Source organism: Pseudomonas sp. GW531-T4, assembly GCF_017349615.1.
In the GTDB taxonomy this organism is placed as follows: domain Bacteria; phylum Pseudomonadota; class Gammaproteobacteria; order Pseudomonadales; family Pseudomonadaceae; genus Aquipseudomonas; species Aquipseudomonas chlororaphis_I.
The window spans coordinates 173,447-199,408 of sequence record NZ_JACMZT010000002.1 but is presented as its reverse complement, the minus strand read 5'-3'; the positions used below and the strand labels follow the sequence as shown (position 1 = coordinate 199,408).

General features: G+C 58.7%; 18 protein-coding genes and 1 pseudogene. 10 read left to right on the top strand and 9 right to left on the bottom strand.

What is annotated here, in order from left to right; all coding sequences use genetic code 11:
- The first annotated feature begins 2 nt into the window (after positions 1 to 2).
- From J4D28_RS02525 to J4D28_RS30365, 3 genes are all read left to right on the top strand, one after another.
- Positions 3 to 2,177 carry a tyrosine-type recombinase/integrase gene (locus J4D28_RS02525; RefSeq protein WP_103330662.1) on the top strand — a complete coding sequence of 725 codons (2,175 nt, stop codon included), beginning with the start codon at positions 3 to 5 and terminating at the stop codon, positions 2,175 to 2,177.
- A 459-nt stretch (positions 2,178 to 2,636) separates the two neighbouring features.
- On the top strand, positions 2,637 to 3,260 hold the full coding sequence (locus tag J4D28_RS02520) for a hypothetical protein (RefSeq protein ID WP_146043823.1): 624 nt from the start codon (positions 2,637 to 2,639) through the stop codon (positions 3,258 to 3,260).
- The gene (locus tag J4D28_RS30365; protein ID WP_103330664.1) at positions 3,257 to 4,345 is read left to right on the top strand and encodes a hypothetical protein; all 1,089 of its coding nucleotides are present in this window, start codon (positions 3,257 to 3,259) and stop codon (positions 4,343 to 4,345) included. The genes J4D28_RS02520 and J4D28_RS30365 overlap by 4 nt, the downstream gene beginning before the upstream one ends.
- 226 nt (positions 4,346 to 4,571) lie before the next feature.
- On the opposite strand, the gene J4D28_RS02510 is transcribed toward J4D28_RS30365, so the two are convergent.
- Positions 4,572 to 4,979: a hypothetical protein gene (locus tag J4D28_RS02510; protein WP_158250318.1), complete on the bottom strand. Its 408-nt coding sequence runs from the start codon at positions 4,977 to 4,979 to the stop codon at positions 4,572 to 4,574.
- 462 nt (positions 4,980 to 5,441) lie between these two features.
- On the opposite strand from J4D28_RS02510, the gene J4D28_RS02505 reads away from it, so the two are divergent.
- From J4D28_RS02505 to J4D28_RS02485, 5 genes are all read left to right on the top strand, one after another.
- On the top strand, positions 5,442 to 6,293 hold the full coding sequence (locus J4D28_RS02505; protein ID WP_103330665.1) for a hypothetical protein: 852 nt from the start codon (positions 5,442 to 5,444) through the stop codon (positions 6,291 to 6,293).
- Positions 6,290 to 8,206, top strand: a complete 1,917-nt coding sequence (locus J4D28_RS02500; RefSeq protein ID WP_103330666.1) for a GMC oxidoreductase — start codon at positions 6,290 to 6,292, stop codon at positions 8,204 to 8,206. The genes J4D28_RS02505 and J4D28_RS02500 overlap by 4 nt, the downstream gene beginning before the upstream one ends.
- Positions 8,207 to 8,226: 20 nt before the next feature.
- Positions 8,227 to 9,348, top strand: a complete 1,122-nt coding sequence (locus J4D28_RS02495; RefSeq protein WP_103330667.1) for an endonuclease/exonuclease/phosphatase family protein — start codon at positions 8,227 to 8,229, stop codon at positions 9,346 to 9,348.
- Between the two features lie 881 nt (positions 9,349 to 10,229).
- The gene (locus J4D28_RS30360) at positions 10,230 to 10,478 is read left to right on the top strand and encodes an ATP-binding protein (protein WP_256587551.1); all 249 of its coding nucleotides are present in this window, start codon (positions 10,230 to 10,232) and stop codon (positions 10,476 to 10,478) included.
- A gap of 245 nt (positions 10,479 to 10,723) precedes the next feature.
- On the top strand, positions 10,724 to 11,539 hold the full coding sequence (locus J4D28_RS02485) for an inositol monophosphatase family protein (RefSeq protein ID WP_103330668.1): 816 nt from the start codon (positions 10,724 to 10,726) through the stop codon (positions 11,537 to 11,539).
- Between the two features lie 563 nt (positions 11,540 to 12,102).
- On the opposite strand, the gene J4D28_RS02480 is transcribed toward J4D28_RS02485, so the two are convergent.
- Positions 12,103 to 13,974, bottom strand: coding sequence for a UvrD-helicase domain-containing protein (locus J4D28_RS02480; protein WP_103330669.1), 1,872 nt, complete (start codon positions 13,972 to 13,974; stop codon positions 12,103 to 12,105).
- On the bottom strand, positions 13,971 to 16,268 hold the full coding sequence (locus tag J4D28_RS02475) for an AAA family ATPase (RefSeq protein WP_103330670.1): 2,298 nt from the start codon (positions 16,266 to 16,268) through the stop codon (positions 13,971 to 13,973). The genes J4D28_RS02480 and J4D28_RS02475 overlap by 4 nt, the downstream gene beginning before the upstream one ends.
- Positions 16,269 to 16,498: 230 nt before the next feature.
- Between J4D28_RS02475 and J4D28_RS02470 the strand changes: the two are divergent.
- A pseudogene (locus J4D28_RS02470) lies at positions 16,499 to 16,669 on the top strand (spermidine/putrescine ABC transporter substrate-binding protein PotF); the annotation flags it as partial.
- A 45-nt stretch (positions 16,670 to 16,714) separates the two neighbouring features.
- Here the strand turns inward: J4D28_RS02470 and J4D28_RS02465 are convergent.
- The 6 genes from J4D28_RS02465 to J4D28_RS02440 form a co-directional block, all read right to left on the bottom strand.
- The gene (locus J4D28_RS02465; protein WP_103330728.1) at positions 16,715 to 17,917 is read right to left on the bottom strand and encodes a CynX/NimT family MFS transporter; all 1,203 of its coding nucleotides are present in this window, start codon (positions 17,915 to 17,917) and stop codon (positions 16,715 to 16,717) included.
- A 241-nt stretch (positions 17,918 to 18,158) separates the two neighbouring features.
- Positions 18,159 to 18,923 (bottom strand): SDR family oxidoreductase, encoded by a 765-nt coding sequence (locus J4D28_RS02460; protein ID WP_016703848.1) that lies wholly within the window; start codon positions 18,921 to 18,923, stop codon positions 18,159 to 18,161.
- Complete coding sequence (locus J4D28_RS02455; protein ID WP_103330671.1) at positions 18,920 to 20,302, bottom strand: aspartate aminotransferase family protein; 1,383 nt, start codon at positions 20,300 to 20,302, stop codon at positions 18,920 to 18,922. Before J4D28_RS02455 ends, J4D28_RS02460 begins: the two co-directional genes overlap by 4 nt.
- A gap of 225 nt (positions 20,303 to 20,527) precedes the next feature.
- A complete protein-coding gene (locus J4D28_RS02450; RefSeq protein ID WP_103330672.1) occupies positions 20,528 to 21,343 on the bottom strand; it encodes a molybdenum cofactor biosynthesis F family protein in 816 nt (271 codons plus the stop codon).
- A gap of 91 nt (positions 21,344 to 21,434) precedes the next feature.
- Entirely contained in the window at positions 21,435 to 22,124 is a 690-nt protein-coding gene (locus J4D28_RS02445) for a LuxR C-terminal-related transcriptional regulator (RefSeq protein WP_009049229.1), read from the bottom strand.
- Positions 22,125 to 22,317: 193 nt separating this feature from the next.
- Positions 22,318 to 23,652: an aspartate aminotransferase family protein gene (locus J4D28_RS02440; RefSeq protein ID WP_009049228.1), complete on the bottom strand. Its 1,335-nt coding sequence runs from the start codon at positions 23,650 to 23,652 to the stop codon at positions 22,318 to 22,320.
- A gap of 591 nt (positions 23,653 to 24,243) precedes the next feature.
- Between J4D28_RS02440 and J4D28_RS02435 the strand changes: the two genes are divergently transcribed.
- Positions 24,244 to 25,731, top strand: coding sequence for an aldehyde dehydrogenase (locus tag J4D28_RS02435; protein WP_016703853.1), 1,488 nt, complete (start codon positions 24,244 to 24,246; stop codon positions 25,729 to 25,731).
- Positions 25,732 to 25,962: the final 231 nt, after the last annotated feature.

Here is a 25,962-nt window from a genome sequence, read left to right as displayed (position 1 = left end):
CTATGAACGACTTTTCGCTGATTGAGCAAAGAAAAAATGCTACCTATCAACCTTTTAATCTTTCTGGATTTAATCTTTCTCCCATCTGTAGCGAAGTTGAGTTGCAAGCCATCGCTTCGCGGCTGCAACGATCAAACTGGGAGTGTCTGCAAACAACTGCACCGCGGTTGCTGGAGCCGTTGTTGGCGGTCGTTACGCTCAGTGGTGTCTCAATAGAAGTCGCCAAACTATCGATTGCAGCACTACTTTGGCGTACCAGCAAAAGCAAAACTCCATGTTGGCGTTGGTCAGAAGCCCAGTGGCTAGACTTGTTGAACTCGTCCAGTGGCTCTCGAGTGTATCTGGCGGCTGTGGCCTATCATTTGAGCGGTTTTCGGTCATTTAAGAAGATTAAAAAGTTTCGTCAGCCGGCCCTCTATGCCGTGGCCATCTTTGGGCATTCGATTGTTATGGTCGAGCAGGCGCGTCTTACGAAGGTTCTGCATTCTCAGGGGTATGCGCAACAAAACTTAGACCTATTTTTGTCCAACGCTCTTGGCACCTTAATGCTTGAAAACGGCGATCCTCGTTTGGATAGTTTTACTGCAGATTTACTACGCAGCGGGCAAGCTCATCGCCAGGAAAACGTGGCTCGCGCCATCGGCAAGATTTCACGAGGTCTAGCCGCAATGGGGATCATTGATCATCCACTACATATGAGAGGGTATGTAGGCTGGCGGGAGAAGAGCATCGAGGGGGTGAGTTTTCAATGGGTTGAGTGGTGTCGCCGTTGGCGAGATACCTCAACGCTACGACCAAGAACTCGGGAAAGCAATTACAGTCTGATTTTAAGAGCTGGGCTTTGGTTGAGCCAAACAGCTCCTCACATAACATCTCCCTCTGATTGGGAAATGGCCACGTGTGCCGATTTCATTGCCGCCGTGGATCGAATGGTCATAGGTGAGTGGTCATTGGAATCGGCGCCGGCCAGGCGCCCGCCGGGGCTAGGAGAACCGATCGCGGCGAACTCCAAAAAGGGCTTTTTGCACGCCATGCGGCGATTTTTTATCGACGTGGAACTGTGGGGATGGTGCCGACTACGCTTCAGCCCTCGTTATCATCTGGCGACGCCACGGACGATAGCCTTTAGCAGTGGCGTCAATCCTCGAGTGATCGACGATTCCATCTGGCTTAAGCTGATTTGGGCCAGCTTGCACCTCGAGCAGGAGGACTTACTTTCTGAGATCCATTACCCGCTGAGCATGATTAAGGCCATGGCTGTCATATGGACCCATGCAGGGTTGCGCAGTAATGAAATTATCCGCCTAGCCCGTGGATGCACTCATGCTCAGGATAATGACATCGTTCATGACGACGGATCCTTGATCAAGGCGGGAACCCTCTGTTATCTCGATATCCCTGCCAGTAAAACCTTTAAAGAGTTCGTCAAACCGGTTGCAGTAGTAGTCAAGGCATGTGTCGATGCATGGCTGCTTGAGCGTCCCGAGTATCAAGCTCCGTTGCTGGATGAGCGGACTGGTGAGCGAGTTGAGTATTTATTCCAATATAGGGGTAAGCGCATGGGCACCTCGATATTGAACAAGACAATTATCCCGATCCTCTGCGCCAAAGCCGGGGTTGGGTTGCAGGACAGTCGAGGGCAGATTACTAGTCATCGTGGCCGGGCCTCGGCGGTGACGGCGTTAGCCAATGTGCCACAGGGGATGTCCTTGATCGAGTTGATGCAATGGTCAGGGCATAATTCGCCAACTTCCACCATGCATTACATCCGCATTCGTCCAACCAAACTCGCCGCTTCGTTTGTCAAAGCGGACCAAATGTCTCATATGGTTTCACTGCTGATTGATCACGACGTCATTGCCCGTCATTCGGACGAGCCTTATGCCTTTTACGATCTAGGCGATTCATACTGTGCCAATCCTTTTTGGAGCCGTTGCCCGCATCGCATGGCCTGTGCTGGTTGTGACTTCAACCTGCCAAAAGCCAGCGCAAGGGCTCAGGCCTTGGAAAGCAAAGTTTCCATTGGGCGATACCTGGAGGCAGTGCCGCTGACGATTGATGAGCGGGCAATTGTGGAAGGTGATTTGGAGAAGTTAGACAGTCTTATTCGAAAGCTGGACAATGTCCCAACATTGGATGGTCGTACGCCAAATGAAATTGAGATGAAAAAAGTCTGAACTTTAGAGGGTGTAGACAAGATAAACTAAACGTTCAACATCCCGAGCGAGCAACGGGCTTCGATATGGCTGTAGCCCTGATCGGACATTAGGGCTGTGCAGCCTCGCGTTTGAGCTCAGCGGAAAAGGAAGGATGTTGCTTGGTCATTAGGCACCTCTATCTGGTGAGTATTCTCATCTAAATAAGTGTCCGGTTTAATTAGATCACTATATGACGGGTAGAAGTTGGCGAGAAGCTAGGCTGATAGCTGAGCGTAATGGCTTATGGCGTCTTGTTTCAGCGTCGCTTCATTGACGTCATGCTGTCTTTTTTGTTGCCTCTTGAAGCGCTCGTTTGAGCCGCAGTAGCGTGGCCAGACCGGTTGTCCGGTTGATCCTCATGCTCCGCGTTTTTCATGGTCTCAAAATGCTACTATTCGCGATCGAATTGTGACACTACGTGAACGCGAGGGACGGCATTTGCAAGATCATGAATATTCGGTCATAGGCCATAGCAGGAGCACTGTTGGCCGCTACCTCGGCATGCTGGCCACCGTTGTTGTCTCCTTGCTTCCCGCCGTGGGTATTGGATTGTCAGAGGCGATGGCTAAGATCGGGCTGCCGGAGTGGGGGAAATATTTCCTCGTCATTCCCGTCACCGCAGGTGTGATCTACAGCATCATCCACTGGTGCTTCAACAAATTCGCTTGGCGCCCTCTTAGCCACCTCTCACATATCCCTTATATCGCAGGCCAATGGCACTGTGAAGGAAAGACGTATGCGGACGATGGAAGCGTTGCTCATCACTGGGAAGCGGAACTGAACATTTCCCAGACCTGGGAAAAAATCCGTGTCCGGCTCGAAACCAAGTCATCCATTTCGCACAGCATCTCGGTCGCCCTGATTCCCGAAGCTGATGGCTGCTGGATGCTCATGTACAGCTATATGAACCAGCCCAAGGTTGGCAACCTCGGCCTCAACTCTCATAAGGGCTACGCGGAAATGAGGTTTGCCAAAGGACTGAAAGCTGCGGAAGGCGAATATTTCACGGCGAAGAGCCGTGGAACGGTTGGGTCCATGAAGTTCACTAGGAGACAAGGATGAGTAAGGATGTAAGTCGAAGGCTGTCTGATCTGAAGGCCCGACGGCAGGGTAGTCCTGTGACGCTGGACAGCATTTTAGCTAACAGAGCGGGCATGGAAAGTTTTGAGGCCCGTTCGACCGGCGAATGGGCGAAGTACACTCTTGGGATCATGCAAGAAGTCGACTCCAAGTACACGGCGAACTCGGTCGCTGAGGGCGAGCGTGTAAAGAATCAAATCAAGAACCGCATCAATACTACTGTAGCGTTCGAATATCAGGGCTCTGTTCCTCTGAATGTGCATATTCGTGGCGTCAGTGATATCGACATTTTGGTTCTGCTGGATAGCTACCTGACTTACGATAGAACCGGTTCGCGAGCGTCGGATTATCTTCCTTGGAGCGGCCCTAGCGGTATCGACCTGCTCGTCAATCTGCGTAGAGAACTGGAGGTTGAGCTAAAGGCCGCTTTTCCCCAAGCGGAAGTGGATATTTTGGGTGATAAGGCCATCGGGCTTTCGGGGGGAAGCCTTACGAGAAAGGTTGATGTCGTACCTTCGCATTGGCACGATTCGGCTACGTATCAAGCGAGCCGGAATAAGAAGGATCGCGAGGTCTATATTTTCCAGAAACATACCCGTACAACCTTTGGGAATCGGCCTTTCCTCCACATCGATAAGGTGAATGAGAAGGATCGCCGCTGTAATGGAGGGGCGAAAAAGATCATTCGCATGCTCAAGAACTTGAAGGCGGATAGCGATAATCCTTCGTTAATCTCGGTGAATAGCTACGAGATCGCCGGGCTCGTCTATCACTTCGAGGATCAGCCGATCAGTCTGCCCGTTTATAGGGAGCTTGCGTTGGTCGCTGCGACGAAGCAGCAACTGGATCGTATGATCGACAACAAACTTTGGACGATGGGGCTCACGACGCCAGATGGCATTCGTAAAATCATTGATTCCGAAGCGAAATTCAACTCTCTGAAATTGCTTCAGGCCGAGGTCAACGAGCTGGTTAAAAACCTGGCCATCGAGCTTACTAGGCGTTACTGGGTTGACGACCGTGAGGCAATCCGCGCACTCCAAGAGTCGTATGTTTCCGAACATTGATTGATCTAGAGGGCTGCGCGCATTATTGGCTAGTTTTTCCTAACCGAATTTCAGCCGTATTGCGCAGCCTTCTTTTAGCGATTTTACGCGAAGCTAGTGTCCCGTATGGTTAGTTCATTAATCTAAAAACACTGGAATCACGGGGCAAAGCAATTTAAATAGATAAACGAATTACCCACTCTGGGCACTAGGTCGAGATTAACCACCGCTAATATAGTTACTGTCATCAACAGTTACACGGTGAAGGTGCTTGAAGGAAGCCTGCACCGACCGGATCGTAGCGCGCATCGACCTGCCGGGAGCACATTGCAACCATAGCTTGTTGATCGACCCGCGTGACCGGCTGGCCTTTATCGTGTGCGAAGGTAACGACAAACTCCTCGTCCTGGACATGCGCACGATGCAGGTTATCTAGGCGTTCAATACAGGGGAAACGCCTGACGTCCTGGCATTCGATCCCGTGCCGGGCACACTTTATGTGGCTGGAGAGACCGGCATTGTCTCGATGTTCCAGGTCAAGGAGGCAGTCGTCACGAAAATCGGCAGTGGCCGCGTCGGCCCGCTCGCGCACGTCGTTGCCGTCGACTCCGCGACGCATCGCTCGTATTTCCCACTCAAGGATATCGACGGGCATCCGGTGCTGCGGATTATGGAGCCCCGCTAGCGCATCCGTGCTGCGGCACTGTCGAACGTAAAGGCTCAATTGGCAACGATTTTAGAGCTACTTTCAAAACACAGCCCATAAAAAAGGCAGCCGTCAATGGCTGCCAACAGCCGCGAGGCACCCAACTGAACAGGCGTAACGGTGGGCATTAGCCTAAAATAAGGCTGTCCCGCCAGGGAGAGTTTGACCCGGTCAATGGGAGACAGGGTGACGATCAGAAGGAACCAGTTTGTTGAGTTTCTACGAGTCTGTAGGAAGTAATACATAAATATTGAGGAACCAACACGCCAGACCAAAGGCGGCGCATGGACTCTCGGTCTTGGGAGCGCACGAAGTTTCCGCTACTACGGATTGAGAATGTGAAAGCTGCCAGTGCCATGGCATCTCTTGCAGCCGCGGTCGCCATCACCACAAGACGATGTGGAGGCAACTATGGATACACATGTGCATCAACGCCTACAAGAGATACTGAAGCGGCTTGCAAACGCGGTGCTACCGCTTGAACAGTTGCTGCTCGATGCGCAGAGCCAGAAGCCGAGACCGCCACCGCCGAACGGAAGCCTGATCCCGCCGGTTCAGACGTTGCCGTGGCGGCCGTCAGGTGGGGCGGCCACTCTGGCGCCCGTTGCAGATGCTGCGATGGCTTTTTTCGACGACCTGTTCGAGCGCGACAGTTCCAACGAGCATGTTGCCTCTCGCTGGCTGATGCTTCGGACCAATCCGCTGACACACTTCCTCCCGGCGCAGGGAACGACGAGTGCATGGCGTACTGGCCGTAACCTCAGCCCGTCCGCAAGGTTCGGCGCGTTCGAAGGTGAAAGCGTCAATAGCCCCTACACCGAAACTCTGCCAGATGGTTCGAAGGTGCCGGTGTCGCGGCAGGTCTTCTACGCTGCCTGTTGGGAGCCATTGATGGAGGTCGTCTATGGCTGGAACCAATCGGTCGGCGCAGTGGATCTCAACAAGGTCGACTGGACCGCATTGGCGGCGCAGATGCTCGGAGATGGGCCGACGAACATCTGGCCATTGACAAGCCGAGTCTCCTCGCGTGAGTTCATCAGGCGCTTCGCGGTCGACCTCCTCGTCGCGTGCCTGGGACAGCGCAATGTGGTGTTGGAGCAGCGGGGAGCACCGTGGGGGCGGGCCGTTCTCATTGAGGTGGCAGAGAACCGTCATGTGGGAAATACCTTCTCGCTGGACGATGTGGCGGCCGCGGTGGCCACGCTCGAATCAAAGCTAGGTGTGAAGCCTGTGCCTGCGGGCGCCAATGGAGGCCAGCCATGAAGACTGACGCGACATTCGTGGTTGTGGGCAGCGGTGGTGGGGGCGGTACGATTGCGTGGCTCCTGGCTCGTGCCGGCTACAAGGTGCTCCTACTCGAACAGGGGCCCGATTTCGCGAAGGACAAGCGCAACGACAAACTCGATTTCGATCCGTCGCTGCACGACGAGCACTACTTCCGCCTGCGCAAGCCCGATCCGAAGCGTCGGCTCCGCGGTGACTACAACACCTTCATGGAGCGCGACAAGGATGCGGCGGCGCTGCCGTTCGGCGGCGGCTGGACCGGGTCCATCGTCGGTGGGGGGTCCGTGCTTTGGGGCACCTGGGCGTTCCGTGCCCTACCGATCGACTTCAGGTTGAAATCCTATTACGAGCGGACCAAGGAGTTTGATGGGCTCAAGAATGCGGGCTACTCCATCGTCGACTGGCCCATCTCGTACTCCGAGATGCTGCCGTTCTATACAGTCGCCGAAGCCATGATGGGCGTCAGCGGCGATCGAAGTGCAGTCAACGAGAGCATCCGAAACAGCTGTTGGTTCAAGCACCTCCAGGACATCGGAATGGCTGGCAGCGAGGAGGAGTGGTTCCCCAAACACCCGTACCCGATGCCGGCTTATCCGATGACGCCTGTCGGGCATCTGGTGGCAACAGGTATGGCGGCGGCCTCCAAGATAAAGATGAAGGCGTTCTCGACACCGGTTGCCATCGTGAAGCCCGGCTCGCCGGGTCTGAAGACCAGAGACGCAATCGCAGCGGCTCTTGCGACCAAGGAGGGCGCCGTCGGTGGAGTCTCCCCCTGGACCGCGAAGGCTGACGCGATCTGGTCCGATCAGGTCCGACAAGCCTGCAATATGTGCGGCTTTTGCGGGGAGTACCTCTGCTGGGGCCGTACAGGTCCTAAGTGGGGAACCCAGGACACCGTGCTGAGAGAACACTTGGACCAGTTGACGGTCCGGCCCAATGCCAAGGTGGTCGAAATTCTCTATGACACCGCAAGCAAGCGAGCGACAGGGGTGGCGTACCTCGATCTGGGCGATCCGGACCATCCACACCGTCGTGAGGTCTCTGCAGACTATGTGATCGTGTCCTGCGGAGCGGTCCAATCTGCAAGGCTTCTCCTCATGTCGGGCCCGCCGGCCGGCCTGGGTAACTCAACCGATCAGGTCGGCCGCAATGCAACCTTTCACTTGTTTGGCCTTGGCACCAAGATCACCTTGAATCCAGACTACGACGGCCTGCTCCACGGAGAGTTCGGGCCGACGGGAAATCAGTCAACGTTCGGCACGTACTTCATTCCGGGTGAGTCAGGCTCGTGGATCAAAGCAGGGCATACAACGAGCACGGCGAAGAAGAATCCGCTCGAGGATGCCATTGGTGCCGTGAATCGCGACAGCAAGATCGGGCGCGGCCTGATCGATGCGATGGCCGAACATAACCGAAAGTTGGAGGTGCGACTGACCGCCGATGACTTGCCGATGCCCAGCAACCGCGTCACGCTGGACCCGACCTACGTCGACGAGTACGGCGTGCCAGTGGCCCGGATCGCCCGCAAGTTCGGTGACAACGAATTGCGCCTATTCAAGGCAGCAAGGGCTCCCCTCGAATCGATCTTCACCGATCGACCCAACTGGCAAGGTGTATTCAAGAAGGACTCGATGGTCACCACTGATGCTGACGTCAAGCTGATCGGCGATCATCAGATGGGCACTTGCCGCATGGGTGATGATCCCAAGAGTTCGGTCGTGAACCGCTTCTGTCGGCTGCATGATACGCCCAACGTCTTCGTTGTGGACTCAAGCTTCATGCCGACCGGTCTCGGCCTGAATCCGATGGTCACCGTAGTGGCTAACGCCCTTCGTGTCGGTACACACATCGTCGATCGTCTCGCCAAAGGCCAAGTGCCCGGGACACCGTAGGCAACCACGCAGGAGTAAGCATGATGCGACTCGCGACCTTCAATGTCGAGAACCTGTTCGAACGGCCGAAGATCATGAACCTGCCCAAGTGGTCGGACGGACAGGCCGTGCTTGATGACTACAGAGTGCTTACGGCCGTCCTGCAGAAGCCAGTGTACGCGGCGGCCGACAAGACAAAGATCAAGAAACTGGTGCAGAAGTACGATCTTCAGGATCGGCGGGCCAAGCACGAGTTCATCCAGCTGCGAGAGAACCGTAGTCATCTGATCCAGAATCACAATAATGGCACGTTCGATGTCGTCGCGAACGGCCGTAGCGACTGGGTCGGGTGGGTCGAGTTAACACGAGACTGCATCACCGACGTGGCGTTGAAGAACACCGGCCGGGTCATTGCCGAGGTAAACGCCGATGTCATCGTGTTGGTGGAGGTCGAAGACCGCCTGGCACTTGATCGCTTCAACACGCAGATAGTGTCCCCACAGTTGGAAGCGTTGAACCGGGTGCCCTACCGGTTTAACATGCTCATCGACGGCAATGACGAGCGCGGCATCGACGTTGGCATCCTGTCGCGCTTTCCGATTGTGTCGATGCGCTCGCACATCGACGAGCAGCTGCTTGGTGAAACCAAGCCAGTCTTTGCGCGCGACTGTCCGGAGTATTACCTCGACCTTGGCGGGGGAAGCATGCTGGTGCTACTCGTGAACCACTTCTCAAGCCAGGGTGGCGGTTCAGCAGCAGCCAAGTGGCGAGGCCAACAAGCAGCGCGGGTGCGCGAGATTTATGAGGCCCTGGTTGCCAAGTTCCCCAGCACCATCGTTCTCGGCGATCTGAACGCGCCGCCCGGAGAGAAGCCGACACCTTCGCTCGCACCGTTGCTGAGCAATACCGATCTGGTCGACGTGATGGGCCTGCCGCAGTACGCCCACCCAGATCTGCCCGGCACCTTCCACTACGGCAACGCCAGCGACAAGCTCGACTACATCCTGCTGCCACCAGCGCTCGTCCCCAAAGTGAGCGCGGTAGATGTAGAGCGCAGGGGCATCTTCGTAGCGAAGAAGTGGGTGCCCTTCGACACCGTAACCTCAGACGTTCAGAACGCGTCAGATCACGGTTGTCTGTGGGTTGACCTCGCGCTGCCGTAATGCGTGGCACACAAACGCAGTAGACACTCGAATTACGGCGGTGTTGGCGTAGAGTTAGTAGGCTAGAGCCCGCCGACTTGTCGGGGCTTTTCTATGCCAGTTCTCCGTGTGGCCTGCAGCACTTCTGGGGGGCTAAGGCCGCTTCCTCTGTGGGGGGCCGTAGGTGCATGCAAACGCGGCCTCTTTTTCAGTCGTTGTCGACTCATATGCAGACAGTAAATAGGCTGGAGCTGTTCGATCGGCTATCGATCTCTTCTCTACACCCTGAGACCTTCAGCAAGATCAGGCACTAACGGCATGGATATCACCTGAACTGAAATCCTCGCCCGGGTTTGCGCATATTTCTTAAACTCAATACGCCGCTCTAGAACAGTGGTTCTGCTGGTTTCTGCGGAAGATATCTTCACATTTTTTTCGCATATTTCCGCCAAACTGATTGTCGTTCCCGAAAAGCCCGGGCGCATGCTCCCAACAGAGGAAAGGCTCCCTTACAGTAGCAAATCGACCGGGGGGAAGCGTCCTGACCGCCCTGCAAGAATACATTCCCAACCCCAGGTTCGAAGTGCAGATTGAGCGACTGCTAAAGGCGGCCAAGCTACGTGAATCGGAAGCGACCCTTGAAAACATTGAGTTCAAAACCAATCGCGGGCTAGATCGCAACGAAGTCATGGCCCTGGGTGAATGTGAGTGGCTGCGGCGTTGACAAAACATAATCATCACCGGTGCAACCGGTACCGGAAAACCTAGTTGGCTTGCGCCTTTGGAAGTTAGGCTTGCTGGCTCGGCTCCCATACGGTTTATAGAACCGCCACAAAATATCCCTGTCTTATGCGGATCACACGCTTCCGAAACTTCGCCACCAATTGATCCGCGCCGAGCTCTTGATCATTGATGATCTGGGTATTGGCGGAATTGATGTACAGCTTGGACCTTTCCTCCTGGATGTCATTGATCAACAGTCTCAAAACGGCTTGCTGCTTATCACCAGCCAATATCCAAAGGAGAAGTGGTATGACTTATTCGCTGACCCAACGATTGCAGACGCTATCCTTGACCGGATCGTACACAAACCTCATGTTATTCAGCTCAAGGGAGAGTCTATGCGCAGGGTCAGAAGCCGCAAGCGCTGAGATTCTCACCGAACGTGAGGTTACGGTGGGTGGTGAGCGCGTCGACGGCACTGTGACTGGTCATGTCAAATGCAACTGGTCAAATCGAATGCAAACGCCTGGTCAAATGCCATGCAACGAATTGTTCGATAGCACATATTTTATGTAGTGAGGCGTCTTGCCGAAGCTCGCGCGCGGCTGCCTACAACGCATCGCAGCTGCCTTGGAGGCATTCCTTGAGCGGCTCATCAGTCTTATGGAGCGACATGGCTAGCCCAGATCTTTCAGAGCTTCTCGCTCAAGTAACCGAGCTTGTTGAACGCGCAGGCGTTTTGCTCTCCGAAGAGTGGAGTCGCCCGGATGGACCTCGCGGCCAGGGTGACAAGGCCGTGATTGATATGGAAATTGAAGAAATTTTGAGACCTGAGCTTCTCAGCCTGCTTAGCTGCGATTTTTGGGGTGAAGAGACGGGGCACGTCCTCACAGGGCATGCTTGGTGTTGGGTTGTGGACCCTAACGATGGCACAAGTGACTTTTTGAAGGGATTGAAGGGGTCTGCTATATCGGTGGGACTACTGCATAAAACTATCCCGGTGCTGGGGGTTGTATACGCCCCCGTGACTCCTGAGGGGCTACCCGACTGCATCGGTTGGGCGGAGGGTACTCCCCATTTGATTCGCAACGGCCAATCAGTAGATGTGCGCCTTGCTGATAAAAAGCTGTCGAGCGACAGCACAATTATGGTCAGTGCCGCGGCGGTGAATAAACCGGAGCTCAATCGAGAGCTGTGTGCTCCGGGACGTTTTCATGCAATGCCATCAATCGCATACAGACTGGCAAGAGTAGCCGCCGGCGACGGTGTATGCGGTGTCTCGCTCTACGCTGTTTCAGCACATGATGTTGTAGCTGGGCATGCGCTGTTGAGAGGGGCCGGTGGCGTGCTGCTGGACGAAAATGGAGTCACCATCCAATATGCGACGGAGGCGAATATGGCGACTGTATCGCAACGCTGTTTTGGTGGATCACCTTCCGCATGTCACAAATTAACAAATCGTGAATGGGAGCGAGTGCTCCGAACCTAACGTCACGAATAACAAATCAGACGAATCAAATTTTAGAAAGCTTCTGGACCAGGCTCGACGCCAGTAAACGTGACTTCCACTGGCTCACCTTCACGCTGCCACGCCAACTGATAGACAAGCCATTGATGTTTCCCCTCGCAGCGATCTGCCACGAGCAACAGCGTCCATCCTGCTGTCAGTAGTCGATTGGCATTTTCCTCGCTACGGGTGCTGATCAACGTTAGTGCCCGCAGACTGATGCTGACACCTTCGCTGACTTCAATACTTCAGCACCTTAAAGGACAGCTATGCGAAACGCTGTTGTTTAATAGTCTTGGGTTTTGGACGTTACGGCAAAATCAGCTCTGGCTTGAGTAGATACTTCATGGGCGGCACATCCAGACTCTTGAGCCGCTTCATCAGCATTTCGCTGGCGACCTCGCTGGGTCGCTCGGGCTCGAGTGCCGCGGTGATGCAGTACGCCAACCGACCGCGCCGTCACTGCCGATTAGGGCAATATCCTCCCCCCCGCCTTGAGCTGCCCAGCTCGCTGAGTGCGCATCGGTCGCTGTTGGGAGTGAACTTCACAGAAGTTCAACCTCTTCGGGCCTGAGCCATCCAGCCTCGATCACTCGCTGCTTAGCTAGCTCAGGCTGAGCGGTATAAACCACAATCGCGAGACTTTCTTCGGCCCGGCTGCAAGTTACATACAGCAAGCGACGAGTGCGAGCCAAGGAATCATCTTTGCCCTCGCGTTGATTTTTTACGTCGTTGTCAGAAGCCGGCTTGACCCCCAAAAGCTTCTCGTAACTGAAAAGGAAACCACCGGCTTCTTCGTCATTGAGAATGACCATGACTCTCGGGAACTCTAGCCCTTTCACACCTTGATGAGTGTCAAAAGGGGATAGCCCTTCGGTATAGCCAGCGAATGCAGCCATCTCGGAGAAAGGGCGCCCCAACAGAACCTGGTATGCATGTGTTTCCAGTGCATCACGATCCGATGTTTCGGGAGGGGCATCAGTCGTAGCTCCCAGCAGTAGAGCGGCTACAAGGTGGTCAGGGAGATCTAGCAGGCCTGTTTGGAGCAGAACGTGAGCGACGTCACCTATCAGGGGATCGTTGTCATTGAAAAGTTCGCAAAGTGACTCAGTCGCGCCTCCTGCTTTCTCAAGCAAGGCTAGCTGGTCAGGCGCCTCTTTCATGGATTTAGGGTCGAGAAGCGGAGACTGACACCGCACAGCTTCCATGAGATTGAAATCGTTCGTCTTGGCAGCTTGAAGAATAGGGACTACCCGTTCGAAGAACAGTTTCAGGATTGGTAGTGTTCCGTCCAGTAGCCCCGTTCGCAGGTGCTCAACCCCATACAATGGTGTGAACACACCCTCGAACCCCATTCGGCGTCCGGCCATCTTGTGCTCAAGGATCAGGGTCTTTCTTCCAACGTTACCAACTGCCCACTGAGCGTCGCTGGTGAAGGCTGCCATGCGCTGTGCAATGTCTTCCTCCAATCCGAAACCTTGACCTGGAGGCTGTTGGGTGCAAAACATTCGAACCGTGCCTTCTATGGCGTCGGGCTTTGGCTTCTGCTGATGATTGTCTGCGCTCGCACGGATCACGTTGATCAGATCAACGACCCGTGTTGGGCAGCGACGGTTCATACGTTTTTCGGGAACGGCCCAGTCTCGAGGGATTGCCTCCTCCAAGCGCACCTTTCCATCGTTGTAGATGCGCTGCATGGTATCGCCGAGAAGTCCGAGACAGAAACGCTCAGGAATGAGGGATTGTGCTCGTAGAAAAGCGTCCATGAGTGGCCCGTAGGTATCTTGACTCTCATCAATCAAAAGTACCGGGTGCAGATCTGCCATGACGTTCACCAATGGAGCCTGTTGGATAAAAGCAGCCGCCATTTGGATGACTTCACTATGGTTCAGGGCCTGCTTACCTCGGTTGTCACCGGTAGGGCTGTAAGTGAATGTCGGTATCTCATTCAGGGAGTCGAGCCGTCGAGCCTTACTATCTCTCGAGGCTTGGTTTGCTAGAAAAGTCTTGTTTTGCCGTTGGGCCTTCCCGAGTTTTTCATTAAGCTCTCCGATGTCTTTGGTGAGTTTGACTCGAAGCCACTCACGAATGTCGTCATTGAAGCCCTGAATCATCCTCCAGGAGAAGGCGTGGATGGTTGACACAACCACTAGGGGATCGTGTTCAAGACGGCGGGAAATTTCCTCGCACGCCGCATTGGTATAGGTGATGATCGCGATCTGACGTCCTTCAAACGTCAGTCGTTGTCGCTCCCTATTTTTTAGGCTTTTCACGGCCTCGACTAAAGAGTGGGTTTTTCCAGAGCCAGCGCCGGCGTATAGGAAAAAACTCTTTGGACGGTCGAGATTCAGACAGTCCTGGATAACCTGATCGGCATCTGGAACATTATCCATAGCAGCTTCCGGCTGGTTGGTCATGGAGTTACCTCTACACTCGCTGACGGGATGACCAAGAGCTCCTTGCTTTTTCTTTCGAGTTTGGACTGCAACCACGTCAAACCTTCATGGATATAGGCCGGTACGGTCAATTGGGCAAAATTAGAGTCGCCGAGAACGTGCAGGGCGAACTCAGCCTTATCACCATCCTTGAGCTTGGTAAACAGCTCTGTGCCAAGCTCGAGGGATGTCGCTGCTTCACGTAGTGCCTTGGCGAAGGATCGCATCAACCCGCGTCCTGCTTTGCCAGCAAAATGCTCGGTGTTGCTCAGCACGAGGCTATCTTCAAAGGTATTTGGTAACACTTCGACGTCCATCCCGGTTTTAGGTAGGCGGACGGTAACGGGCGTTTGATAAGCGATCCTGATCGAAAATAGATCGTCAATCTGCTGAGCTTTACTGTCGAAGGGCAGATCCAGTAGTGAATCCACATCATGTCCAAGGCCTGCTGATCGCATCCAATGGCGCACTGTTGGGTTGTTAGTGGATTGGCCTTTCTTTCGCTCAGCAGGTTTGCCGACCTGAAGGATGCCAGCGTCCAAGTCGGTTATCACCAGAGTGACAATACCCAATGCGTCAATCAGTGGCCGAAGACGATGCGCGTGGCTTCCCCCAATGTCCAAAATGGTGATGTAGCACTGGTCAAGGAAACGGAAGTGTTGCCTCAAAAAATGGGGAAGCATCATACGCTCAGCAGTTCCCTCGACGAGGATCACCGCATCTGCAAAGAACAGGTCGGCATGTTGGGCCCGAAGGTAACGGGTAACAAATTCCTTTGTTTGATTGGGCTTGCCGAACACTGTACTAAGGTTCGACACGGTAGAGACCGGGATTGGTACCCCGGCCATGCCTGACGGGAGCCTGCGGAAGTACCTTAGGTTTTCGTAGTCAATCTCATGAGCTACATGGCTAGAGTGAGAACTGACCACTAGCTGTGTCCTGAGGTTGGGGTACTTCGCCAGCAATGGGTCGCTGCACAGCACATGGTAGGCGTGTTTTATGAATGCTTGCTGAACCTGGACGTGCAGGTGAGCCTCCGGTTCCTCGATGAGAACCAAATGGATAGGTTCAACTCCAGTTGCGCTCTGCTCTTCAGGACTCCTGTACTTCTTCAGCCATTCATCTCGAAATGCCATCAATCGGAATATCATTGAGATGAGGTTCTGGTAGCCCAGCCCGTTGGATGTTTCAGGAAGTCGAAGAGATGGGGCACCAGGTGCTCCTCCCACGGAGTCCAGTTCAAAAAGAACAGCCGCTTCGTGGTTCATCCCGTCCGTAGGGGCGAGGCGGGTGGCAACTCGGATGGATGGATCGGAGTTATTCGGATAGCCCAAGCCGGCCACTTCCTGGAGCGCAGGCGCGAAGCTCGTGCTCAAGCGTGTGTCAAAGGCAGTTTGAGCTGCCTCGATTGCTCTGAGTGCCTCCAAGTCTGAAACATCTGGGCTATCGCCTGGATCAAGGTGCCTGCTGTAATACGCTCGCAATTGCTCCGAGAGCTTCCTGCCCGATCCATGTCCTCCTTCCAAGACGCCTTCGTCAGCGCTGTCTCCAAAGCCGCGTTGAGCATTGATCTCGTGGACTCGAATCAGGTCTGTTAAGGGGTTGCGCTCGAGTGGCGTTGCAGTGGCCGCAAGCGGTTGCTGGTTCGCTTTACGAGTTGCAGGATCTGGGGCTCGTAGCTGGCCTGGATCAAGTCGGTACCATCGGATCTTGAAGGTTTTACCAATTCGCCGATTCAGGTAGTCATGCAAGTTCTGCGGCCAGAGCGGAAGCGATGGTGGCTCTGTACCTGGCGCTGCCTGTTTTTGAATTTCCTGCTGAAGCTCCCTCACACGTGCCCGCTCTTTACGGTAATCGACAAATAGCGTTGGCATATCGTCTGGCTCCAACCGGAACCGCATACCAACACGGCCGCCTTTCCAGGCGAAGTTCGGGATGAGATCTCGGATGTGATGAAGCTCGCCCTGAGCTGCTTCGAGCCAAATATCTAGTGTTGGCAGCCAGTCAGCCCATTCATTTGCAACGGGGATAGGGAAGCTCCCATCTGCAGCCTCCCAAGCTTCGCCAATCGCATCGATTGTGGCGAGATGACTCAGAGTCAGATCTTGCAATCTGAAAACCGATGCTTTCGAAAGTAGGAACTTGCGTAAGGCCAACATGGCAGAGGACTTACCACTGTTGTTGGCTCCAACGAGGAGGGTGGTCTCGGTTGCGAGGTCGACTCGTACAGATAGGAGCTTGCGGAAGTTCGCAATTTCCAGATGCTGAATTTGCATAGTCTCTTCCCTGATGACTGCTCAGCGACTGAGCGCCAGGCTGATAGATGCTGGAACTCTAGCTGAGCTGCCCCGGCACTCCAATCACTGTGAAGAAATTTCGCCATCATTGGCGCATTGCTGATTCGAGGCGCTCGCAGGTGTTGGGGGCAGGGTAGTAGCCGCGATCAGAACCGAAAATTGGGTGTTCTAAGTTTTTAGTCCTCATTGATTTTCTATTCCACATAAACGCCAACGGCAACGAGCAGGCCGACAGCCTGGTCGACCCGGCCATCAAGAGCGACACCAAGGTCTACCCGAGCCCGGACATGATGGGCAAGCTGTTCGCCCTGGAAGCCATGCCGCTGAATATCGACCGGATCCGCACCCGGGTGTGGAACAAGATCCGTACCGGTAGCTGAGGCATCGGCAGCGCTCCCCGATCTGGCGACCGGGGAGCGCTGCCTTTATTGCGTTATCTTCAGTCCCATCGCCAGCACCATGCCCAGCAGCGCGGCGGCCAGCACCAGCGCCGCCGGGGCGGACCAGCCGGCATAGGCGACGGCGGCACTCAGGGCGATGGGCGCGAGCACCTGGCCCAGGTAGTTGCCTTGCATGACCAGGCCCAGGCACAGCGGGGCCAGCGCGGGCTGCGGCGAAGTCAGCGAGGTGCTGGCGAGGATGGTGGCGGGGAGCATGCCGGCCACCGCGCAAAAGAAGAAACACAAGGGGATCACCAGATCGGTCGGCGTGGCCGAGAGGAAGATGCCCATCCCGGAAAGCCCCATGACGATACTGGTGCCGGCGAGCAGGACTTGCGGGCGGACGCCGCGTGACAGCAGCAGGCCGGCGCCGATGTTGCCGATGATATTGACCGCCACCACCGCGGCGCTGACCAGCCCGGCGCTGGTGATCGACAGGCCGACGCGCTGCATGAGGAACACCGGCAGGAAGGCCATCACCGCGAAGAACTGCAGGTTGTAGGCGGTGAACATCAGCGCCATCAGCAGCGGCTGGCGGGCGCGCAGCACGCTGCTCAGGGAGTGGCGCAAGCCGGATTGCGGTTGGTGGCGCAGCGCCAGCGGGTCCCTCGGTGTGGTCAGCGGCAACAGCAGGGCCGCCAGCAGAGTCAGGGCCGCGCCGGCGATCCAGCCCTGTTGCCAGCCGCCCAGCAATGGCCCGATAAGCATCGAGGTGCCGATACCGAACGCCATGAAGGTGCTCCAGATGCCGAACACCAGATTGCGTTTGTGCGCCGGGACCAGGCGGTTGAGCACCGCCGGCGCCGCGACCACTACGATGACGAAGCCCAAACCTTCGACAAAACGCGTGGCCAGCAGCCCATGGAAGTCATGCAGGCTGGAACCCAGCGCGCTGGCGCCGCACATGATCAGCAGGCCGAGGACCAGCAGATAACGGTCGCCCCAGCGCTGCACGAGAATGCCGGCGGCGATGCCGCCAAACACCCCGACCAAGGGGAAGGCCGACATGATCCAGCTCAGGGACTCCAGGGAGCGACCGAATTCCTGCTGCAACTCGGGCAAGGCGATGGTGGCCTTGCCGATATGCAGCGCCGCGGCAATGCCGGCAAACAGTACGTTGAACACCGCGGGCCAATAGGCGGTATCGGCGACGGCGTAGCTGAAGGTGTCTGGCTTGGTTGAGGTCATGGGCTTCTCCGAAGGCAGGCGCGCGAGGATGGTCGGGGTGCGGCGCGCCACTGGGTCGGAGCTGACTGTAAAAGTTAAAGTTGACTTCAAGTCAATCGACAAAAACGGGATGTTGCGTTCTGTCCATGACGTCATTCAGCGGCTGATCCCGCCGGGCGCAATGCCCGGGCGGAACGGTGCCAGAAGCGGGGTGGTGATAGTGTCGACGCCCGGTCGGGCGCCGTGGGTGAGGCGTCAGGCTTCAGGTGAACTGGGTGTTTTCCGGCAGCAGGGCGCCGCCATCGACGATCAGGGTCTGCCCGGTGATATAGCCGGCCTGTTCGGACGCGAGAAACAGCATGGCATGGGCAATATCCTGCGGGCTGCCCAGGCGCTTGAGCGGGATGCCCCTGGCCAGGGCCGCGCAATCGCCAAGGTTGGCCATGGCCTGGGTGGCGATCAGGCCGGGTTCGACGCCATTGACGGTGATCCGGTGTTCGGCCAGTTCCAGGGCCGCCGCGCGGATGAAGCCGTTGACCCCGGCCTTGGACGCGGCGTAGTGGGACAGCCCGGGAATCGCCGTGCGCGGCCCGGTCACCGAAGAGGTGATGACGATGCGCGGGTGTTCGGCCCGGCACAACGCCGGCAGCGCCGCCTGGGTCAGCCAGAAACAGCTCTTGAGGTTCACCGCCAGGGTCGACTCGAGGATTTCGTCCCTCAGGTCGCGCAGGTTCTCCATCGGAAACACCGCGGCGTTGTGCACCAGCAGGTCCAGCCCGCCAAAGGTCCTGAGGGTGGCGGCCACCGCCTGGTTGGCCGCGGCCCGGGTGCTCAGGTCCACGGTCAGCAGCTCGGCGCTGCCGCCGGCTTCGCGGATCAGGCGCAGGGTCTCGGTGCCCGAGGCTTCGCTGCGGGTGGCGAGCATTACCTTGGCGCCCTGGGCGGCGAAGACTTGCGCGATGGCGCGGCCAATGCCTTGGCCGGAGCCGGTGACCAGGGCGATACGGCCGGTGAGGTCGAGCATCATGGGTTTTCTCCTTGAGTGACGGTGCCCAGGCATTCGTCCAGCAGACGGTTGTGCAGGTCGACGTCGTCGCTGGTGGCCGCCGGGCACAGCAGCGCCATGTTGTGGAACGGGGTCAGCAACACCCCGCGGTTGAGCAGGTAGAGATGCAGGTAGGCCTCGATCAGGCCATGACGGGCATGGTGGGCTTCGCCGCCGTTGCGCGGCGCGTGGTCCATGAACAGGTATTCGACCCGGGCGCCGATCCGCGTCACGTGCCAGGGCAGGCGGTGCTTGGCGATCAGCGCCTGGACCCCGGCCCGCAGGCGCTCGGCCAGGGCGATCATGTGCGCGTAGTTGGCTTCGCTCATGACCTCGCTGAAGGTGGCGCGCATGGCCGCCATTTGCAGGGCGTTGCCGGCCAGGGTGCCGCCGAAGCCGAAGTGGTTGATCGCCTGCCCGGGCTGGAAGTGCGGCAGCACCTGCCAGATGCGCTCGGCCATGGCCTGGCTGGCGCCCCAGACCGCGGTGGGGATGCCGCCGGCGATGCATTTGCCGAGCACGAAGAAGTCCGGTTGCAGGCCGTGTTCGCCGCTGTAGCCGGCCGGGCCGCAGGAGATGGTGTGGGTTTCGTCGATGATCAGCGGCACATCGAAACGCCGGGTCAGCTCGCGCAAACCATCGTGGAAGCCGGGGGCGGGCGGGACCATGCCGACGTTGGTCATGAAGGGCTCGGTCAGCACCGCGGCCACGTCGCCATGGGCCAGTGCCGCCTCCAGCGCCGGCAGGTCGTTGAATTCCACCAGCCGGGTGGTGGCGTCGTGCCGCAGGCCGTTGGCGTGCACACCTTCGCGGGGAATCATCTGGCCGCTGGCGTCGAACTCGACCTGGGACTCGTCGACGCTGCCGTGGTAGTTGCAGTTGAACACCAGCACTTTCTCCCGGCCAGTGATCATCCGGCACAGGCGCAGCACGAAACGGTTGGCGTCGGTGGCCGAGGTGGTGACCTGCCAGTACGGCAGGCCGAAGCGCCGCACCAGTTCCTGGCCGACCCACAGGCTGTCGGCGGTCGGCAGCATCAGGGTCGAGCCGTGCCGGGCCTGATGGGCGATGGCCTCGGCCACGGCGGGCTGGCCATGGCCGAACATGGCGCCGGTGTCGCCCAGGGCGAAATCGACGTAGCGGTTGCCGTCGCAGTCGGTCAGCGTCGCGCCCTGGGCGTCGGCCACCAGGATCGGGTACAGCCCCGGCCATTGCTGCATCCAGTGCAGCGGCGCGCCGTACAGCCAGTGCTTGAGGTTTTCCCGGTAGAAGCCGGCGGAACGCGGGTGGCGTTCGGCGAACAGCTGCAGCTCGGATTGGTAACGGCTGGCGACGCGGTCGAGATTGAGGCCGAGGGTCATGATTGGAGTCCTGTGGGATTTAGAGGAGGAAGGCGGGTACCTGGGTAGCCGCTGCCGAGCTATAGCGAGGCTGCGATCGGCAACGCAGTTGCCGCGAAACCTGCGCTTGCGGTGCGTCAGGCGGAACGCGTTGCCCGGATTGCGCCCGCTGCGTCGGAGTGCCGCCCAGATCGATCGCAGCCTCGCTATAGCTCGGCAGCGGCTACAGGCGGCTACAGGTCAGCATCAGATGTACGTGGTGCGGTTCAGCACATGGGCGAGGGCGCCTACCGGGAAGTTGCTGGGGGTGGCGAAGTCGCTGCCCTGGTAGCCGAAGATCTTGCCGTCGGTCCTGCCCGCTTGCAGGTCGATCAGCACCAGGCCCAGGGTCGGCACGATCTTTTCGCGCCAGACGAACAGGTACAGCTGTTCGGCGATCTTGTAGTAATGGCAGCGGTCGGTGTCCGCCAGGCCCTGTTCGACGCCCTTGAGGCATTGCCAGCTGTAGAAGTTGCGGTTCAGGTAGACGTGCTCGTAGGCCTCGGTGGCGCTGTAGATGTACTGGTTGCGCAGGCCGACCAGCTCTTCGGTCTGCGCGTGTTGCGCGCTGCTGGCGCTGTGCGGTGCGTCGATGCTGCCATGGATGAACTGCGCCTGGACGCTGGTCAGCTCGCGGCCGGACAGGGCGCGGCTGAACAGATCGACCCGGGTCTCGGCCTGGCTCGGCAGCTGCCCGATCACCGCGGTGAAGATGTTCCGGCCCAGGTCGAGGATCAGGCTCACCGAGTGGACTTGGCCGTTCTCCGACTTGAGAAAGTCCACCAGGTAAATGCCGGAACGTATTGAAGTGGCTCGATAAACAGCCTCGCCGCGGGCGTCGCTTGCAGCGTCCCGCCAATGCAGCGTCTGTGAGCCGAACAGGTGTTCGATGCGCCAGCCGTTGGCGAAATGCAGGGTCAGGCTACGGCCGTTGAGGTCATCCAGGCTGGGTAGGACATGGTTATCGGCGGCAAAGCCTTCGGCCAGGGCGCCAACGGTAATCCATTCGGGTTGCAGGTTCATGAGGGCGGTTCTTGTCGATGAAGGAGAACCTCATGTTCAGCGTGCAAGCCCTTGTTGCCCATCAACCGAATGGTTGAGGCGCGACGGTTTTTTACAGGAACAGCGCGCTCACCAGCTCGGTGCGGTTGTTCACCCCGACCTTGCGGAACAGGTTGATCAGGTGGGTCTTGACCGTCGGCAGGCCCAGCGCCAGTTGCTGGGCGATGGTCTTGTTGCAGGCGCCGTCGCGCAGCAGCCAGGCGATCTGCCGTTCCCGGGGCGTGAGGCTTTCCAGGCGTTCGTCGTGGCGCGAATAGGGCGCCTGGGCGGCGATTTCCAGCAGGCCTTGCAGCACATGCAGGGTGCTCAGTTCGTCAGGTTGGAACGGGCCCAGGCTGGCGTCGCGCAGCAGGGACAGGCCGGCGATAGGGCTGCCGCTGGCATTGCACGCAAGGATCTCCACCACATCCAGCACCCCGTGGCGTTGCAGGAAAGCCTGGTAGACCTCGGTTTCATGCCGACCCTGCTGGGCCATGCCCATGTGCAGCGACAGCACCGGGCGGCCCGCCGCCACGCAGTTGCGCGGGCGCAGTGGGTCGTAGTGGCGGTAGCGTTGCAGGTAGGCCTCATGCATTTGCTGGCTCATGTGGTACAGCGAGAAATGCTCAGCCTGCAGCTGCGCGTCGATGCGGTAGAAGGCGCACAGGGTCGCCGGCACCACCCGGGTAAAGGCGCCGATGCAGCGCTGGCCGAGTTCATGGGCGTTGGGCAGGGGGCTGTTGAGGCTATGGGTACTGATCATCGAAGGGCTCCTGGCGGATACTGACGGCTTCGCGTCAATGGGCAGAAGAAGCGGGCAAGTCGCGATGCAGTATGGACATTGTCGGGATTGCCGTCCGCTCGATCCGGCCGGTTTCCCGATTGCCACAGGACAAAAAACCGCTGCCGGTTCCAACGCCCGGGAGGCGGGGAACGCGGCAGCGGCTATCAGGGCCTCAGCGGCGGGCCTGGGTGAAGCCCAGCTCCAGGGCCGCGACTATGGCGTCGATCTGCGGTGGCTGGATCACCAGCGGCGGCGACAGAATGATCTTGGTCCCCACCGGACGCACCATCACCCCATTGTCGCGAGCGATCTGCGCCACCTGGTTGGCATAACCGCCCATGGGGTCGATCGGCTCGCGGGTGCTCTTGTCGGCCACCAGGTCGAGGGCGATCATCAGGCCCTTGCCGCGCACTTCACCGACGCTGTCGAAGCGTTCGGCGAACGGCAGCAGCTTATTGAGCATGTAGTCGCCCATTTTCGCGGCGTTGGCCGGCAGGTCTTCCTTGACCACGATGTCGAGGCTGGCCAGGGCCGCCGCGCACGCCACCGGGTGCCCGGAGTAGGTGTAGCCGTGCATGATCGCGCCGGTGAAGTTGGCGTTCTTGCTGAACGCCGACTCGATCCGCTCGTTGACCACCGTGGCGCCCAGCGGGATGTAGCCGGAGGTGATGCCCTTGGCCAGGCACATGATGTCGGGTTTCACGCCCCACAGGCGGCTGCCGAACATCGAGCCGCTGCGGCCGAAACCGGTCACCACTTCGTCGGCGATCAGCAGCACGCCGTACTTGTCGCAGACCTCGCGGATCAGCGGCCAGTAGTTGGCCGGCGGCACTATCACGCCGCCGGCGCCCTGGATCGGCTCGGCGATAAAGGCCGCGACGGTGTCGGGGCTCTGGAACTGGATTTCCCGCTCGAGCAGGTCGGCGCAGATCTTGCCGAGTTCTTCCGGGTCCTGGCTGTAGGGGTTGCGGTACAGCCACGGGGTGTCGACGTGGAAGCAGCCGGGCAGCAGGGGCTCGTAGTTGCGCCGGAACACCGTGTTGCCGTTGACCGAGGCGCCGCCGAAATGGGTGCCGTGGTAGCCCTGGCGCAACGAGATGAACTTGGTGCGATCGGCCTGGCCTTCGAGTTTCCAGTACTGGCGGGCCAGTTTCAGCGCGGTCTCGATGGCGTCCGAGCCGCCGGAGCTGAAGGCCACGCGGCGCATGCCTTCGGGTTCCAGCAGGTTCATCACCACCCGCGACAGCTCTTCGGCGCGCGGATGGCTGACGCCGTCGAACAGCTGGAAGTATTCCAGTTCGTCCAGTTGGGCGGTGATCGCCGCCTTCACTTCCTTGCGGTTGTGGCCGACGTTGACGTTCCACAACCCGGCGACGCCATCCACCAACTGGTGGCCCTGGTCGTCGTACACATAGCAGCCATCGCCGCGGACAATACGAATCGGCTCGCGTTGTTGCATTTCGTTGGGGTGCAGCATGGGATGCCAGAAGCGGCTTGGTTCGCTCACGTTGAGTCTCCTGAAAACGCACGGACAGCGTGGGACATAGTAGTGCGCCCTTTACCGGATGCGTGCTTGCCTCTGTGTGCCAGGTACTTGATCGCCACTGCCATCGATCCGCTGTCCCTGATTTCGCTATCCACCTGGAAAACCGTGTTGGCAGGATTTACGACCGCTGCGCGGCCGAGCGCAGGCTTCGCCAGCGGCTACAGGGTGCGCGGCGCTTGTGTAGCCGCTGCCGAGCCTGCGAGGCTGCGAACGGTTGCGGAGCAACCGTAAATCCTGAGTCCGCAATCTGTCTGGAAAAACGCGTTGGCAGGTTTGGCGACGGCTGCGCCGCCGATCGCAGGCTGCGCCAGCGGCTACAGGGTACGCGGCGCTTGTGTAGCCGCTGCCGAGCTCGCGAGGCTGCGATCGGTTGCGAAGCAATCGCAAATGCTGAGTCCGCGGTCTATCTGGATAGATACGCCAGTGGCGGCAAAAGCGTGTGTCGCGGTTTCCCTGGCAGCCAGTGGCAAGTTTCGCGGCAGCCAGGATCAAGACGCTGGCCGGCGTTGGTCTCAGAGTTCGATCCATGAGGCCAACTAACGAGGATTGCCCATGAGTATTGCCATCGACCCACGTGTCGCCGCCTTTATCGACAGCCAGCATGGCCTGTTGATCGACGGACGCAGCCAGCCGGCCTTGTCCGGCGCGCAGATGCCGGTGTTCAACCCGGCCACCGGCGAAGAGCTGACCCGCGTCGCCGCCGGCGCCGACGCCGATATCGACCTGGCCGTGGCCGCCGCGCGACGGGCCTTCGAGGGGCCCTGGGCGGCGCAGCGCCCGGCGGATCGCGAGCGCCTGCTGCTGAAACTGGCGGATCTGCTGGAAGCCCACGGCGAGGAGCTGGCGCAACTGGAGACCCTCAACAACGGCCAGTCGATCCACCTGGCCCGAGCCCTGGAAGTTGGCGCCGCTGCCGAGTTCACCCGCTACATGGCGGGCTGGGCGACCAAGATCGAAGGCAAGAGCCTCGACCTGTCCATCGCCGCCGTCCCGGGCGCCCGCTACCGCGCCTACACGGTGCCGGAGCCGGTGGGCGTGGTCGGGGCCATCGTGCCGTGGAATTTCCCCTTGCTGATGGCCATCTGGAAAATCGTCCCGGCCCTGGCCTGCGGCTGCACCGTGGTGCTCAAGCCGGCCGACGAAACCCCGCTGACCGCCTTGCGCCTGGGCCAGTTGTGCCTGGACGCCGGGATCGCCCCGGGGGTGGTCAATGTGGTCACCGGCAGCGGCGCCCAGGCCGGCGCGGCCTTGTCCGCGCACAAGGGCATCGACAAGCTGGCGTTCACCGGTTCGACCCAGATCGGCAAGGTCATCGGCCATGCGGCGGTGGACAACATGACCCGGTTTTCCCTGGAGCTGGGCGGCAAGTCGCCGGTGATCGTGCTCGATGACTGCGACCCCCAGGCCGCGGCCGCCGGCGCCGCCGGGGCGATCTTCTTCAACCAGGGGCAGGTCTGCACCGCCGGTTCGCGCCTGTATATCCAGCGGGCGATCTTCGACCAGGTGCTGGAGCGCCTGGCGGCCATCGCCGGCTCCCTGAGCATCGGCCCCGGGCTGGACGAACAGGCGCAGATCAACCCGCTGATTTCCGCCAAGCAGCAGAAGCGCGTGCTGGACATGATCGGCCAGGGCGTGGCCGACGGCGCCCGGGTGCTGTGCGGCGGGGTCGCCTATGGCGAGCAGGGCTTCTATGTGCGGCCGACGGTACTGGCCGACGTGCACGCGGGCATGCAGGTGGTGCGCGAGGAAATCTTCGGCCCGGTGGTGGTGGCCACGCCTTTCGACGCTATCGACGAGGTGGTGGCGCTGGCCAACGACAATCAGTACGGGCTGGGGGCGAGCATCTGGTCCAACGACCTGGCCAAGGTCATGGACCTGATCCCGCGGATCAAGGCCGGCACGGTCTGGGTCAATACCCACAACATGCTCGACCCGTCGATGCCGTTTGGCGGCTACAAGCAATCGGGCATCGGTCGCGAAATGGGCCATGCGGCGATCGAGGCGTATACCGAGAACAAGTCGGTGTGCATCGCCTATTGACCTGTAGCTGACCTGTAGCCGCTGCCGCAGGCTGCGATCGCGCCCGCAGGGTGCGCAAGATCTCAAGATCGCCGAAGGCCTTCGGCCTTATCGCAGCCTGCGCCAGCGGCTACAGTCGGATGCAGTCATCCGGCGACTCCAGGCTGCGCAGACAGCCAGGTAAAACACGCCCGCCCGGCGTGCCCTTGAAATGCCTAGAACAACAACATCACCCATGCTTTCGAGGTCCAG